The organism is Maribellus comscasis (assembly GCF_009762775.1).
GTDB lineage: Bacteria > Bacteroidota > Bacteroidia > Bacteroidales > Prolixibacteraceae > Draconibacterium > Draconibacterium comscasis.
Genome location: NZ_CP046401.1, coordinates 7,314,087 through 7,330,435, shown reverse-complemented (window position 1 = coordinate 7,330,435; position 16,349 = coordinate 7,314,087). Strand labels below are relative to the sequence as shown.

The window sequence follows — 16,349 nt, the reverse complement described above, 5'->3', positions numbered from 1 at the left end:
ATACCCTTTGTGGCAAAAAACTTATTAGCTGAGCGTAGACGTATTTCCCGTTATTCATGTGATTTTAAAAATCCACGAACTTAACTGATTCAAATCGTCACGCTCAAAAAAGGCTGCGTAAAGTATAGATTTACAATTGTTTCAAAGAACGTTTTTTAATTTTTAGTGGACACTAATGATCTGCAATTATTAATAACTAAAGATTTCCTCCTCTTGCAACCACATAATCAAAACGGTAAGTTGGATTAGGGCGACCGGGGCTAAGACTCCTCATTACCGTAATACTGGATTTTAAATCATCGTTTGTATGTGAAGAAATCGTATTCATTATAATTTTTTTAGGGCTTCTGGACTCATTTCAACACGGGCATTTAGTGTTAGTTTTGCCTGGTTGCTTTCTCCTGCCGAGCCCCTGAAACTCAAAGTTTCTTCTTTTTCTGTTAGATTTCTTGTAATTGGATGATTTCCAGACTCTAAAATAAATTTAACATGGCTTCCCGTCGCATTTTAGTCGTAAAATTGTTTACTTAAATCACTTAGGAATTTTAGGACAAAAACATCCCAGTCAACAGAACTTCCACTTAGCTCGTAAATTCAAGAAGCTAATGTGCCACATTTAGTTACTATTTTCCCTTAAATAACCTGCTTCTGTCAGCATTTGCCAGGCCATTGTTGGGGTAAATCCCCGCCCATCTTTTGTATCGGGGTTGGTATCCCTTGGATTGGCGCCTACTTCGGCGTACAATTGGTTGACACCTGCCAGAAGGCTCATCTGGGTAGGTTCGTGAACATTCATGGAACGGGAAGGTTTGATGACCAGATTTGTCACAGCAACTATTTTTGTCAATTCCATAGCGTTGATTTGCCCTTTGTTAAACAGTGGGGTTCCCGGCACCGGAATTCTTCTCATGACAGCCATTGCATCTATGGGGAACTGACTGGCAAAATAAATTGAGTCCAGAATTTCTTCGTAACTGTGTTCTGGTCCAATTGGTTCGATGCAGTAATAAAGTTCAAGTCCTGCTTTAACAATGTTCTCAATTGTTTTTTCCCTGAGTTGTGGTTCAATCAACGTATCTATACCTTCACGTAATCGTTTTATATGATAAGCTCCTGTTACTCCTACGGATTTTAATTCTTTTGCCGTTTCAAAGTCAAAATCACCCACATTGGCAACAAAGCGCACCTCATCCGGGAGTAACTTTCGAACCTCAGTAGCAATTTTAATAAACTTTTTAATGGAATAGTCGGCTGTTGCCATCAGGAAAAAATCGTCCATTCCTTCGCTTAAAAGTTGTTGGATTTCAGGTGTTAAATCCTCAATCCCTCTTTGCCATTTATCCCCAACAGAATAATGGCTCATTCCCAGGGAACAGAATTTACAATCTTTGGAACACGGTTCTGCATTCATGCCGATTTGTGCAAAAACATATCCCCGGTTTCCAAATTGTTTCCTGCTTTGTTGGTTCGATAAGTCAATCATCTGATAGAATTCACTGGATTTGTTATCCACATTTAGCCAGTATAATGCTGCATCTCTATTCATGATATTTTGATTAGTTGATTTGGTTATTATTTTGAATTATAAACTGCAACAGAAATCAGCAGGCAGGTGCATTTCTTCGAGAAAGTTGCCCAGAATTTCTTCCAGTTCATTTATTTTTTCAAGGTCAAGACAATAGACTATTTTAGCGCCTTCCATGTGGCCATAAACAAGTTCGGCGTTTTTTAACTCTTTCATATGTTGGTTTACCGTTGCCCTTGTAAGAGGAAAATTTTCCGAAATATCCCCGGTGAGACATTTTCTTGTTTGGGCAAGAAATTGAAGAATTTGTAACCGTGCCGGATGTGAAAGCGCTTTAAACAGATTGGCCCTTTTTTGAAGTTTTTCATCGAATTGGTCAGTTTTTGCAGCTACCATTTTCCTAATATTTTAGTTCTTGATGTAAACATACATCAAAAAACTAAAACTACCAGAATCTGAACTCGTTATTAATAAGTTAAATTAGAGTAAGTGATACAAGAATTCAGTTTATGATTTAATGAACACAATTTTATGACGTAGGTTTCAAAAGAAAAATAATACTTTTAGAGATAATTTTAGAATTAAGACGATGTACCAGACCAGGAAAACATTCATCAAACCCGAGATGAAAATATCGAATTTGGTATTTGAAAATCCATCATTGCTACTAATGATGGAACACTTTGATATAAATATTGTGGTACGGAACAAAACGGTAGAACAAATATGCAATGAAAATCATATTAATCAGGAAATATTCATTGCCATAGCTAATTTGTATAACGGATTTAATGTCGCCAGTGCTGAAAATATGGACAAGCCGGATACAGAGTCGATCATCCTTTTTCTGAAAAACAGCCACCGTTACTATTTAGGTGAAAAGATTCCTGAAATCCGTGAGTGTATTCGTAAGTTATATACGAAGAACAATATCCCTGAGATAAGGCTTGTCGATAAATTTTTTGATGAATATTCAAAGGAAGTAAAGGAACACCTCGACTATGAAGATGAAATTGCTTTTCCCTACTTCAGTTCTCTGTCACATAATAAAAAGTATTTTGATTCAAAAGAAACCAGATTCTCAGCAGAAGAATACAGGGAACATCATACCGATATTGAAACGAAACTTGGCGAATTAAAAAATCTTTTATTAAAACATATTCCTTTAAAACAGGATGGTTCATTAAGAAGAAAACTTTTGACAAGTCTTTTTGAACTGGAATATGACCTGACGATACATTCAGTTATAGAAGAATCAATATTGATACCATTGATCAAAAAAATAGAAAAGCAAAAAAAAATTGGATAAATGCAGGATAAATATTGCTGTTATCGAACCTTCAGCGATTATATACGAAGGGTTATCAAATATTCTGTTGCAGGAGGGGTGTAGCCATTACAACATTTACCATTTCGACAATATAGAAGAAATTTCCTGCGAAATACCGACAGGCAGAATCGACCTGGTAATAGCAAATCCAGCGCTTATAAAAGGTAATATCAAAACTTTTAATTCTCAAAAAAGAACAGGCAATTCAATCCCGTGGGTGGCTCTTATTTATTCGTTTTTTGAAAGGGAAATCGTTGATTTATTCGACGCAGTTATACAAATAACCGATTCCCCCGAGGCAATTACCCGAACCATACATAATTTGATTTCTTTAAAGTGCCAGTGTAAAACAGAATCCAGGGAGCAGCTTACCCCCAGGGAGACAGATGTGCTTAAGCATCTTGTACAAGGTATGTCGAACAAAGAAATAGCCGTCCAGTTAAACATCAGTATCCATACGGTTGTCAGCCACCGTAAAAACATCATCCAGAAAACAGGTATAAAAAGTCAGTCGGGACTAACCATTTATGCCATTTCCAATAATATCATCAATATAGAAGATTACCAGGAATAAAGTTTATCGTTTATCCCATCTTCGGGGGATTTTTCCCCTTCTAAAAAACCCATTTATTGGGGATTGTACTTTTCTATAGGTTTCTGTTTTTTTGTGTCTTCAATAGTTATAACAGCAAGGAGACCAAAAATGAAAAGGACTTTTATATTAATCATTGGATTATTATTATTGCTACAATCCCAGGCACAGGAAAAAACCGATGCCATGCTTTTTGGCGATGTAAAATCATCCACCAGCAAAGAACACATACCGTACGTAACAATCATTGTAAAGGGAACACGAATGGGGACCACAACGGATGGTACCGGTCATTATAAACTGGCCAATCTTCCGCTTGGAAAATGCGTCATTGCAGCTCAATCTCTTGGGTATAAAATACAGGAAAAAGAAGTATTTATGGAAAGGGGGAAAGCAGTGGAGCTGTTTTTTGAATTGGAAGAAGATATGATGAACCTTGAACAGGTTGTTGTTACCGGAACCCGGACGAAACACTATATAAAAGATGTTCCAATTCGCACGGAAGTGATTACGGCAAAGTCTATTGAAAATAGAAACGCCGCAAACCTTTATGAAGCGCTGGAAGGGACTCCCGGAATACGGGTGGAACAACAATGCCAGTACTGTAATTTTTCAATGATACGCATGCAGGGGCTCGGCTCAGAAAATACACAGGTTTTGATTAACGGGCAGCCCATCTATTCAGGGCTGGCCGGTGTATATGGGTTGCAACAAATGGGAACCGATGATGTTGACCGCGTGGAAATAACCAAGGGGGCCGGTTCTGCCCTGTATGGTAGCGGCGCTATTGCAGGGGCTATTAATATCATTACAAAGGAACCTTCTTTTGTGCCGGAAATAAGTGCAGATGTCCAGTTTGGAAATTTTGGGACCAATAAATACAGTGTTTATTCTTCATTACGAAATGAAAAAGGAAATATTGGACTAACAATTAATGCCCAAAAGCTGACGGGAGATGCCATTGACCAAACAGGGGAAGGGACAAGCAAAGATGAAGTAAAACATAAAGATGGGATTTCTGACCGAGTTGCTTCGAATTTGAGTAACGCAGGCTTTGGACTTTATGTTGATGGTCTATTCTCCGAAAATGATAAACTAATCCTTCGTGGAAGATACATCTACGAAAAAAGGGAAGGGGGTATAATGGACGATGATTATTACCGTAACCCGTTTACCGATGGAACTGAAAATATTACCACCGACCGGTATGAATCAGAATTGTCTTATAACAAAATGTTTAAAGATGTTTCCGAACTGAATTTTTCGGTAGCCTATACCAGCCACGACCGTACAGCCACCAATGATACTTACCTTGGCGACTATATGGCAACTCACGATGACAATACTCCCGATGTCAGGGATATGCGACCTTACTTGGCCGATGAAAATTCAGTAACAGGGACGTTGACTTACGGAAAACGATTAGGCAACCACCATCTTTTAATCGGGGCACAGGGTTTTTATGACAAGCTGGAAGAATCAGGAATGTATGTTATTGTAGATGAAGAAAGTGACTATTATGGAACTTCTTACAAATCGATCGGCAATAAATCGGCTCATGAATTTGGTTTTTTCTTACAGAACGAATGGAACATAACTGATAAACTGACTGCCGTTCCCGGTGTACGTTTCGATATTCATCACTCAGAAGAAGATTATGAAGCAGATAAAGAGGTATTTACAAGTTCTTTCCCTGAAAGCAAATTCGACAGAAACAGTTTCAGTCCCAGGCTTGCCCTGAAATATGAAGCTTCTCACCGGGTAACACTGCGTGCCAATGTCGGTACAGGCTTCAGGGCCCCTTACGGATTTTCTGAAGATTTACATTTATGTAGCGGTTCTCCAAGGGTATGGAAATCCTCAGATTTGGATCCGGAGAGATCGATTAGCTACAACCTGTCTGCTGATTATTATGGAGAAAAAGTGAGGCTTAGCGCTAATTTGTTCAGAACTGATCTGAAAGATAAAATAGCTTTTGCCGATGCCGGTGAAAATGTTGCTTCTTTAGGATATGATTATCAGTGGGAGAATATTGATGATGCTTTTGTCCAGGGGATTGAAGTATCAGTAATGGCGGATGTAGTCACTGATTTTGGAATGGGCGTTGACTTAACCTTTAACCAGGGAGAATATGACCATGCCCGCGATGACTGGAAGGGGACAGAATATGAAGGTGATAGTAAATACATCTCCCGCTTCCCTTCCGTTACCGGGAATATTAAGCTGGAATACAGCCCCAAAGACTGGATTTTTACAATTGACGGGGATTACCAGGGAAGTATGTATATCGACTATTACAGCGAAACGGAAGAATTGAGTAAAATAAAACATACAGATCCGTACATGCTCTTTAACGCAAAAGTTTCAAAAAAAATCAAAGATTTTAAGTTGTATGCCGGGGCAAAAAACATTTTCAATTATATCCAGCCGGAAAAATATCTTGATGATGCTGCTTTTATGTACGCTCCCGTATTTGGAACAATGTTTTATGCTGGTATATCTGTTGATATAAAACGCTAAATCAGTCAGTTTCTCAAAAAAACAGAAATAATTATGATTCATTTAATTGGCAAAACAGCAAACGGCAAAATTTTTAAGTGTGATAAATGTAGTGCAATACATGTTGAATTTAAAAACCTGGGATTTAATTTAAGTGAAAAACAATTCCCATCTTTTGCAGAAAGTATATTAGATCTTGATGGGGCTGAATGGGAAAAGAGAAATAAAGACTCTTATTTTTCCCGAAAAATATTGATACCTACCGGCCACAATACCATTAACATTTTATTGAATAATCAGGAATTGAATGAATTAAAGGAATTGCTTACTGACCGCACAGGCACAAAAGTGGTTTTCAGGGATATCTCAAAAGATAATTTCCTATTTCCATCATTTTGTAATTAATAAATCAATCAAAATAAATGACAATGAGTAACAAAGCAATTTTTTATGGCTCCGACACTGGAAATACAGAAGCAGCAGCAAAACAAATAGCAGCCAAGTTACAGGCCGATATTTTTGATGTAGCTAGTAATCCGAAAGATAAATTAGCAGAATATAAAAACCTTATCCTTGGTACATCAACAATGGGGATAGGCGATTTACAGGACGACTGGGCAAGTTTCCTTTCCGATGTTGAAAATGCTGATTTAAATGGTAAAGCGATCGCTCTGTTTGGTTTGGGCGATGCCGATATGTACCCCGATTCTTTTGTTGACGGCATGGGAGAAATTTACAACACAGTAAAAGCTAAAGGTTGTAAAATTGTTGGTCAGGTAGATACTGATGGTTATGAATTTGATGCTTCAACGGCCGTTGTTGATGGAAAATTCGTTGGGCTTCCGTTGGATGAAGATAACCAGTCCGACTTGACCAACGAACGTATTGAAGTATGGGTTGAAAAAATAAGAAATGAATTTATCTAGGCCCAACTATAACAAAAACTAAAAATTAATATCATGGAAACACGTTACACAGAACTATACAAAAAAGTTTTTGCAGGTATGGGTGAATTAGCTAAAGAAAGCCCTGAATTGATGAAAGGATTCGGAATGCTCCATAAAACCAGTTCTTCTGATGGAGCTTTAACTCAAAAAGAGAAAGAAATACTGGCCGTTGCTATTGCGATTGTTGTGCACTGTGAAGGATGTATTGCCTGTCATGTGAAAGACGCCCTTGAGGCAGGCGCAACCCATAACCAGATAGTGGAGGCCATCGGGGTAGCTATCCTCATGGGAGGTGGTCCTGCACTGGTTTACGGAACAATGGCGCTGGATGCCTTAAAAGAGTTTGAAGGTTAATATAAGGTATCATATCATATCATTAGTGTCCACTAAAAATTAAATAACGTTCTTTGAAACAATTGTAATTCTATACTTTACGCAACTTTTTTGAGCGTGACGATTTGAATCAGTTAAGTTCGGGGATTTTTAAAATCACATGAACAACGGGAAATACGTTTTCGCTCAACTCATAAGTTTTTTGCCACAAAGGGTATTCGATAAATTTGTTACCAAATATTCGGGCAATAAATATGTTAGGCACTTTACCTGCTGGAACCAGTTACTATGTATGATTTTCGGTCAACTGACCAACCGTGATAGTTTGCGCGATTTGATTGTTATCATTGCCGCTCACCAAAACAAGACTTATCATCTTGGTTTTGGAAAATCAGTAACAAGGAGCAACCTGGCAAAAGCTAACGAAAAGCGCAAGTACAAAATCTTTTAAGATTTTGCTTATTACATGATTGACTTGGCCAGGAAAAAACTTGCTAACGATGATTTTGAAATCAAAGGAAAAATTTATGCGTTCGATTCTTCAACCATCGACTTGTGTTTAAGCGTTTTCTGGTGGGCAAGTTTTCGTAAAACAAAAGGAGGAATAAAGCTCCACACGCTTTACGATATTACCACACAAATACCGGCGTTTATCCACATCACGGCAGCTTCTGTCCACGATGTCAATGTAATGGATGTTATTCCATACGAAACAGGGGCATATTACATTTTTGACCGTGGATATGTTGATTTTGAGCGCCTTTACCGAATACAGGCACTTTCTGCATTTTTTGTAGTAAGGGCAAAAACAAATCTGAAATTTAACAGGATGTACTCGAATAAAATCAACAAAGAATCCGGTCTGATTTGCGACCAAATCGGAAAACTGTCTGGTTTTTATGTCTCAAAAGATTATCCTGATAAATTACGGAGAATCAAGTTCTATGATGCTGAAAGTAACCGATACTTCGTATACTTGACAAACAACATGGATTTAACAGCCGAAGAGATCGTGCTTTTATACAAAAACAGGTGGCAGGTTGAATTATTCTTTAAATGGATAAAACAACACCTAAAAATAAAATCATTCTGGGGTACGTCTGAAAACGCAGTCAGAATACAAATTTATTCAGCCATCATTTCCTACTGTTTAGTTGCCATTGTAGGAAAAGAGTTAAAAATCGAACGCTCAACCTACGAAACATTACAGATTTTGGGAATATCTCTACTGGACAAAACACCTATTAATGAACTGCTTACAAATATAGATTACAAAAATGTCAAAGAACTAAATTATAACCAGCTGTCCCTCAGCTTGTTTTAAGTGGACAGCAATGATATCATATAATTAAAATAATCCTGTCATCAGGAGGTATCATGAAAAATATTTTTGTTCTATTATTTTATATAATAATCTGTTTAAAGGGATATGCCGAAAATCACGTAATATCAGTTATCGATAAAGAAACCCAAAAGCCGATACCCTTTGCCAACGTATGTTTTGAGGGTTTGGAAACATCAGTCAAGCATTATGAAGTAACATCAAAAGAGGGGATTGCCGTGAATCCGGTTAAGGAAGAATCTGAAATAGCTATATCGTATGTGGGATATAAAACAGTTGTGGATACCATTCAACCCAATGAGTCGAAAACTTATTTTATGGAGCAGGATCTGTTCGACATGGAGCAGGTGGTTGTTACAGGCACCCGTACAAGGAAGGTTCTTGCAAAAAGTCCTGTACTAACGAAGGTAATAATCAATACAGAGTTAACAGAAGCCGGGGCGGTAACGGCTTTAGACGCCCTTGAATATTCCATCCCCGGGGTACAGTTCTCACCCGATGCACATGGCGATAACTTGCAAATACAGGGGCTGGATAACGATTATATCCTGGTTTTGGTAGATGGAAACCGGATGGTTGGTGAAACGAGGGGAAATGTGAATTTCGACCGCTTAAGCGCTGAAAATATAAAGCGGATTGAAATTGTAAACGGAGCTTCTTCGGTGCTGTACGGTTCAAACGCCATTGGGGCTGTTATAAATATTATTACTACCGATGGAAAATACATGAAGCCTTTCCAGGCAACAGTTAGCTCAAGATATTCAGCCAATAATGAATTATTAACAACAGCCAATGTCGGATTCTCGGAAGATAAATTTAGTATGACCTTAAATGGATTCCGCAGTAGTACGGATGGTTATGACCTTACTCCTGAATCTCCGGCTTCATACTCCGTTGATAAAAACACCGACTATTCAGGAAAAATCAGGCTTGGATATAAAATTAATAACGAATTTTCCGTAAATGCGCATGGAACTTATTACCAGCACGAAATAACAAATCCTGAAAAAAGCACAAAATCGACACACGATTTAAACAAAAATTATACTTTCGGAGGAAAAGTACAAATAATACCCGGCAAAAAACATTCACTGGAATTCAAAGGTAACGCCGATATTTATAATGCCTTCACTGTGTATGAAAAAAAGGATGACGAGAAGGGAAAAGATTCGGATTACCGTTATACAACACTATTGTTTACTGATGCATACCAGCCAAACGAAAAGCTTGAAATTGTAGGCGGGGCAGAAATTAACTTTGAAAAAATATATTCACTCAATTTATTCGGCGAAGGCGAAGGCGAAGATGAACATGCCCACGATTTAAATGCTTTTGCCCAGGTTGATTATTTGATTTCTAAGAATTTCGAGGTTGTTGCCGGTGTTAGGAATACATACCATTCAAATTACGGAAACCATCTTACTCCCAAAGTCTCACTCATGTACTCGCCGGGAAAATTCAAGTTCAGGGGAAACCTTGCCAATGGATATAAAGCGCCCACTTTAAAAGAATTGTATTACAATTTCGATCATCACGGTATGTTTATGATTTACGGAAACCCGGATTTAAAACCCGAAAATGCGTTCTATACCTCGCTGTCAGGCGAATACACAAAAAAGACATTCAACATTTCGCTGAATACATATTATAATTCAATTAGAGATAAAATTGAATCGGTTGACCGGATAAATTCCGAAACCGATATTCTTGAAAAGCATTATTTAAATGTTAGTGAAGCCTTATTAAAGGGTTTTGAAAGTTATTTGTCAGTTTATGTTATCAGGAATTTAGTTACAAAAATCGGGTATGCTTATTCTGATGCCGAGGACAAATCAACCGGTTTACAATTGTATGGTAACAGTAAACACAGTGGTACATTCGCGCTTACCTACAAATTGTCAGGGGTTAAATTTCCTTTCAGCATAAGCCTTAACGGACGAGCGTCTTCAGGCAGGTTATACCAGGAAGCTGAAACCGAAACCAATGAGGAAACCGGAGAAGAAATTACCACAATTACCAGGGATGAAAGCAGTGCATATTCCATCTGGAAATTAACTTACAACCAGGAACTTCAGATTGCACAAAAAATAAGATCACAGGTACAGCTCGGGGTAAACAATATTTTCGATTATACCGATAAAGAAGATTTAGCTGTAATCGACCCGGGCAGGAGATTTTTCGCAGGAATTAAATTTATTTTCTAACGATTAAATATAGTAAAGATGAAAAACGAAAAATTATTATTAAGATTACTGATTATAACCTTGTTTTCAGGCCTTCTAATATCATGCGACGATGATGACGGCAGTGAAGAAGACTTGCCCCAGGCGGCAATGTATAATACGTTAACCCTGGATGCCCAGGAGCGTACGCTTTGGCATTATTTTAATTTCGAAGATGGTAATATTGTTGGTACCGGTTCTGCCGACCCTCAAGATGGCGACGATGCAACATGGAAACAACGTACCGATTGGGATTTGGCTTTCCACCGTAACGATGTACGTACAAATAGCGGTGTATCAGGTATTGGGCAAGGCGGCATGTTAGAAGCAACGGAAACCGATTTTGAAGAGGTATTAGTAGCCCCTGCTTCAGGCTATACCGTCGATGATAGTATACAAATCGCCCTTACACCTGCTATGCCTCCAGTTTATACAGGTTCTACAGGCAATTCTGTTTGTGATGACTGGGCTTCATATGACCATGATGAACATGCGTGGATATTTGCGGAAAAAGTATTCATCGTTAAAACAGCCGATGGAAAATATGCTAAAATATGGTTGAAAAGTTTTCTGGATGATGAAGACAATTCTGGAAGAATTACCATGGAATATGCTTATCAATCGGATGGTAGTACCAGTTTAGAGTAGAAAATATAAAGAAAAGGGATTTGTCCCAAAAAAAGGTTTTCAGATATGTCATGGCAGTATTTTTAACTGGAAATAATAATTCTTGGGACACTCCTTTTTTTATCTTTTTAAGATGAAACAAATATAAACTATCACTATTCAAATTTCTCAGAACAATGATGACAAATTTTTTGAGCACTCGGTAGTTAAAAGCTTTAAACAGATGAAAAAGAGGTTATTAATAGCCATGAGTATCGGAGTATTTTTGATGCTGGCAATTTTTATATATGGTAAATACATTTCTCCCACGAGAATAGCACTTATTTCGTTCCCCGATTTTGTGCTCGAAAAAATGGAACGTTCCAACAACAATAATTGGGTGAAATTAAGTAGAATTGGCCTTGATGAACTGGATAAAATCAATAAATACGACCTTATTCTCGTCCGTGGCCATGGTGTCCGTATTTCGCCGGAGCAACTTAACACATTAAGAAAAGCGTCTCAAAAAGGGTGTAAAATTTTTGTTTCAGATATAACCAATCCGGAATATGATGTAACAAATCTCCCCGGCAAAGAACTTGACTACATTTCTGATTTACTTGATAATAAATGCACAGCAAATTTTCAAAACCTGTTCAATTACACGAGAAAGGAATTAGATAAAAAAAAGTTTTTCACTAAGCCGTATTCTGATGCGGTTATTTTACCCGAAGATTTCTATTTCCACATAAACGACGACCAGGTTTTCGGAACCTTCGAAGAATACAAAACTTATTATAAAGAGAGTGGATTTTATAAGGAAGGCGCACCCCGCGTGGCCTTGCTTGCCGGAAACATAAACATCCAGAATTCCAACCCTGAGCATACACAAAAGCTAATTCGCGGGCTCGAAAAAGAGGGATTAAATGTATACCCCATTCGTTCGTTCGGAGAGAAAAAAATGCAGTTGCTAAAAATTTGCAATCCGGATCTGGTAATTTTAAGGCCGCACGGCCGGCTGGCTATGGGGCAGCAAGATATGGCTGTTGACTGGCTAAAAGAAAAAAATATTCCTATACTCGCACCACTTACTGTTTTCGATGAATACGATAAATGGCTGCCTAATCTACAAGGGATGTATGGAGGTATGTTATCGATGAGCGTGGTATTGCCCGAACTTGATGGAGCCGTGGCACCTTATGCCATTGTGGCCCAATTCAGGGGCGAATCCGGAAACCTGCTTTTTGATGCCATCCCCAATCGTATGGAAAATTTCTGCCAAATGACCGCCAACTGGTTAAAACTCCAACAAAAGAAAAATGCCGAAAAAAAAGTAGCCATTTACTACTTTAAAGGGCCGGGGCAAAATGCGCTTGTTGCCTCAAATATGGAGGTTCTTCCTTCATTGTACAATCTCTTAAAATCATTAAAAGAAAAAGGATATAATGTTAACGGCTTACCCGCCACGGAAAGAGAATTTGAGTTACTTTTAATGAAAAAAGGTCCGGTTCTGGGCTCTTATGCCCTGGGAACTTTTAATGAGTTCCTGAAAACCGGCGACCCGGAACTGGTAGAAAAAAGCAGGTACGAAAAATGGTGTAAAACAGATTTGCCTACCGATTTATACCAACAGGTTGCAGATAAGTATGGTGAAGCCCCGGGGAGATACATGAATGTTGAAAAGGAGAATAAAAAATACATTGCCATTGCCCGGCTGCAACTGGGTAATGTTTGTTTGCTTCCACAACCCCTTCCCGGAGTTGGTGAGGATACCCAAAAACTGGTTCACGGAGCAAAAACAGCGCCGCCACATACCTACATTGCTTCCTATTTGTGGGCACGGCACGGCTTTCAGGCCGATGCCATTTTTCATTTCGGCACACACGGTAGCCTGGAATTTACACCGGGCAAACAGGTCGCCCTTTCCGATTACGACTGGCCCGACCGTTTAATCGGGAATACTCCGCATTTTTATATCTACACCATCAGTAATATTGGCGAAGGGATTATTGCCAAACGACGCAGTTATGCTACTTTGCTTACGTATCTTACGCCACCTTTTATGAAAAGTGGGTTGCACGACGAGCTGGATGAGCTTTATCAAAAACTGGACAAATATAACAGCCTTCCCTCGGGGCCGGTAAAACAACAGTATGCGCATTCCATTAAAACATTGGCCGAGAATCAGAATATCCACCGGACAATTGGCCTCGATTCAACAAAAAATTATACGGCTGACGATATTCATAAAATACATGAGTACCTTGAAGAAATTGAAGAAGAAAAAGTTACTGCCGGCCTTTATACTATGGGCATTCCTTATTCAGAAAGCAAACTAAAAGAAACGGTTTCACTTATGACTCTTGATCCCGTTGCATTTGGTTTGGCCGAACTCGATGGGTTACGAGGAAAGATTCAAACCAAACAGGCACAGGATAATTTATTTGTTTCAGAACATTATCGCCCGAAAGCGCGAAAAGCTATACAAACTGTGTTAAATGGGGGAGAAGAACAGGCTGTTTTGAAAACACTGTTGTCGGCAAAAGAGATAGAAGATGCACATGAGTGGGAACAACAAAACCGCTTTCATTCGCAGGGAGCAATGATGCATCCTCATGGCAGTTCAAAAGCAAAAGGCACTGATGAAAAAGATTTAACTGACTTGGTAGTAGAATTAATTGAAGATGAGAAAAATACGCGCTATATAAAAAATATGGAGTCCGATAAAGTTTTTGAAAAATCTTCACAAATGTTGGATGAAAAGCATCGGGCAGAGGCAGTAGAACTTGCTGAAAAAATGACAAAAACAGCTCCTGAAATGTACGAAGAGGTTTCTATTGGCAATCAGGAAAAAATGCTTGAGCTTTTAAAATTAATGCAGGACAGCATCATCCGCCTGAAAGTATTGTCGCTTATAAACGATGACAGTCTGAAAGATCGAATTCTGGCACAAAAGGAACAGGCCCTGAAAGAGAAAGCGCAAACCGCATCGCAACCGGAAAATATTCGTCTGCTTGAAAAGGTTTTTAGCTCAGCTCCGGAAACAGTTTCAAAAACGGATGATAAAAGTAAGCTTGCTGAAATGGCAGAGATTCTTAGGTTTTATAAAGGAAACGCGGAATGTTTTCCTTATTGTAATAATACAGTCGCTGAAAAGCTGGATCATTTATCAAAGCATGAAAACTGGAATTCCACTTTGGAGAAAGCTTTGAATTTTATTAATGGCCGGATAGATGACATTGAGCGAAAAGAAGAACTCTATGCTAATGCTGTTTTAAAAGTGGAAAACAGCATCCTTTCAATAAAAAAATATTATTCAGAATTGTCCGGAAGCCCTGAAGCCGAGCTTATAGCGATTGCCAATGCCCTGAACGGAGGCTACACTGCTCCTTCTCCCGGAGGAGACCCGGTGGCTAACCCGGCTGCTTTGCCTACCGGGCGTAACATGTATTCGGTAAATGCAGAGGCTACGCCTACTGAAGAATCCTGGGCGGTGGGGAAAAAACTGGCCGAGTCGCTGCTCGAAAATGAATACAAAGCCAAAGGCAGTTATCCGCAAAAAGTAAGTTTTACTTTATGGTCTACTAGTTTTATTTCTACTGAAGGAGCAACCATTGCCCAAATTCTTTATTTGCTTGGGGTTGAACCTGTACGCGATGGTTTCGGTTATGTACAGAACCTGCGGCTGATACCGGAAGAAGAACTGGGCAGGCCACGAATAGATGTAGTCGTTCAAACATCAGGACAGTTACGCGATTTGGCGGCATCCCGTCTGGCTTTAATTCATAAAGCAGTTACCATGGCCGGGGAAGCCAACGATGCGGATTCGCTCAACTATGTACGAAAAGGAATTCTCGAAGCCGAAAAGTATTTGTTGGATAAAGGCTTTTCACCGCTTGATGCACGTAAATTTTCCTCCAACCGTGTATTTGGCGGGATAAACGGGAATTACGGCACCGGCATTATGGGGCTTGTGGAAAAAGGCGATGCATGGGACAATGAAAAGCAGGTTGCAAGTACCTACATCCATAACATGGGGGCAATGTACGACGATAGCGAAAACTGGGGCGCTTTCAGGGAAGGCATTTTTGAGGCCGCTCTGCAAAATGCCGAGACCGTTGTTCAGCCACGACAAAGCAATACCTGGGGACCGCTAAGCCTCGACCACGTATATGAATTTATGGGAGGAATGAATATGGCTGTCCGAAATGTAACAGGAAAAGACCCTTCAGCCTATTTCAACGACTTCCGAAATGAAAACAATCCGCGTATGCAGGAGCTAAAGGAAGCCATTGGCGTGGAAACTAATTCTACTGTGTTCAACCCGAAATTTATAAAGGAACTGCTTGCTGGGAAGGCCAGCGCCATGGAAACTTTCGCTGAAACCTTACGGAATACTTACGGCTGGAATGTAATGAAACCCGCTGCCATCGATGATTATATTTGGGACTCTTATCACGAAATATATGTTAAAGACAAGTACAATCTGGATGTGAAGAAGAGGTTCGAAGAAGAAAACCCGTATGCGCTCCAGGAGATGGCTTCGGTAATGCTGGAAACCGCCCGTAAAGGTTACTGGAAAGCCACTGATGCGCAGTTAAAGGAAATTGCCAGCCTGCATGTAGAATTAATCAGGAACCATAAGGCCGGGTGTAGCGGGTTTGTGTGCGATAATGCCAGATTGCGCGAGTTTATTACTGCCCGGCTTGAGCCTGAACAGGCTAAACAGTACCAGTTGGATATAGAAGATGTACGCGAAGTAAAACTTCAGGAGAACGATAAAAATGTAGTGCTTGAAAAAGAACAGCAAAAACAAAATGAGTCTGATGAACAAATGGTAACAGAAAAAAAACAGGGGAATAACAGCATCTGGGTAATTGCCATTGTTGTATTGGCCGGGTTGGTTTTTTTCATCGTAAAAACAAAAAAGCAGAATGGGAAAAATGAATAAAA

Annotated in this window: 12 protein-coding genes and 1 pseudogene; 10 read left to right on the top strand and 3 right to left on the bottom strand. The window is 39.2% G+C overall.

Annotated features, from left to right (window positions below):
- Positions 1 to 196: 196 nt before the first annotated feature.
- The 3 genes from GM418_RS31965 to GM418_RS29280 form a co-directional block, all read right to left on the bottom strand.
- Entirely contained in the window at positions 197 to 328 is a 132-nt protein-coding gene (locus GM418_RS31965) for a hypothetical protein (RefSeq protein WP_281350224.1), read from the bottom strand.
- A 288-nt stretch (positions 329 to 616) separates the two neighbouring features.
- Positions 617 to 1,546: a biotin synthase BioB gene (locus GM418_RS29285; RefSeq protein WP_158871659.1), complete on the bottom strand. Its 930-nt coding sequence runs from the start codon at positions 1,544 to 1,546 to the stop codon at positions 617 to 619.
- A 36-nt stretch (positions 1,547 to 1,582) separates the two neighbouring features.
- The gene (locus GM418_RS29280) at positions 1,583 to 1,921 is read right to left on the bottom strand and encodes an ArsR/SmtB family transcription factor (protein WP_158871657.1); all 339 of its coding nucleotides are present in this window, start codon (positions 1,919 to 1,921) and stop codon (positions 1,583 to 1,585) included.
- Between the two features lie 193 nt (positions 1,922 to 2,114).
- On the opposite strand from GM418_RS29280, the gene GM418_RS29275 reads away from it, so the two are divergent.
- From GM418_RS29275 to GM418_RS29230, 10 genes and pseudogenes are all read left to right on the top strand, one after another.
- Positions 2,115 to 2,834 (top strand): hemerythrin domain-containing protein, encoded by a 720-nt coding sequence (locus GM418_RS29275; protein ID WP_158871655.1) that lies wholly within the window; start codon positions 2,115 to 2,117, stop codon positions 2,832 to 2,834.
- Positions 2,827 to 3,429: a response regulator transcription factor gene (locus GM418_RS29270; RefSeq protein ID WP_158871653.1), complete on the top strand. Its 603-nt coding sequence runs from the start codon at positions 2,827 to 2,829 to the stop codon at positions 3,427 to 3,429. The genes GM418_RS29275 and GM418_RS29270 overlap by 8 nt, the downstream gene beginning before the upstream one ends.
- Positions 3,430 to 3,558: 129 nt before the next feature.
- A complete protein-coding gene (locus GM418_RS29265; RefSeq protein WP_158871651.1) occupies positions 3,559 to 5,967 on the top strand; it encodes a TonB-dependent receptor in 2,409 nt (802 codons plus the stop codon).
- A 33-nt stretch (positions 5,968 to 6,000) separates the two neighbouring features.
- Positions 6,001 to 6,351 (top strand): DUF6686 family protein, encoded by a 351-nt coding sequence (locus GM418_RS29260; RefSeq protein WP_158871649.1) that lies wholly within the window; start codon positions 6,001 to 6,003, stop codon positions 6,349 to 6,351.
- A gap of 23 nt (positions 6,352 to 6,374) precedes the next feature.
- A complete protein-coding gene (locus GM418_RS29255; protein ID WP_158871647.1) occupies positions 6,375 to 6,872 on the top strand; it encodes a flavodoxin in 498 nt (165 codons plus the stop codon).
- Positions 6,873 to 6,905: 33 nt separating this feature from the next.
- The gene (locus GM418_RS29250; RefSeq protein WP_158871645.1) at positions 6,906 to 7,247 is read left to right on the top strand and encodes a carboxymuconolactone decarboxylase family protein; all 342 of its coding nucleotides are present in this window, start codon (positions 6,906 to 6,908) and stop codon (positions 7,245 to 7,247) included.
- 139 nt (positions 7,248 to 7,386) lie between these two features.
- Positions 7,387 to 8,550, top strand: a pseudogene (locus GM418_RS29245) (IS4 family transposase).
- 53 nt (positions 8,551 to 8,603) lie between these two features.
- On the top strand, positions 8,604 to 10,772 hold the full coding sequence (locus GM418_RS29240; protein WP_158871643.1) for a TonB-dependent receptor: 2,169 nt from the start codon (positions 8,604 to 8,606) through the stop codon (positions 10,770 to 10,772).
- Between the two features lie 18 nt (positions 10,773 to 10,790).
- Positions 10,791 to 11,438 (top strand): HmuY family protein, encoded by a 648-nt coding sequence (locus tag GM418_RS29235; RefSeq protein WP_158871641.1) that lies wholly within the window; start codon positions 10,791 to 10,793, stop codon positions 11,436 to 11,438.
- A 202-nt stretch (positions 11,439 to 11,640) separates the two neighbouring features.
- Positions 11,641 to 16,347 carry a cobaltochelatase subunit CobN gene (locus GM418_RS29230; protein WP_158871639.1) on the top strand — a complete coding sequence of 1,569 codons (4,707 nt, stop codon included), beginning with the start codon at positions 11,641 to 11,643 and terminating at the stop codon, positions 16,345 to 16,347.
- Positions 16,348 to 16,349: the final 2 nt, after the last annotated feature.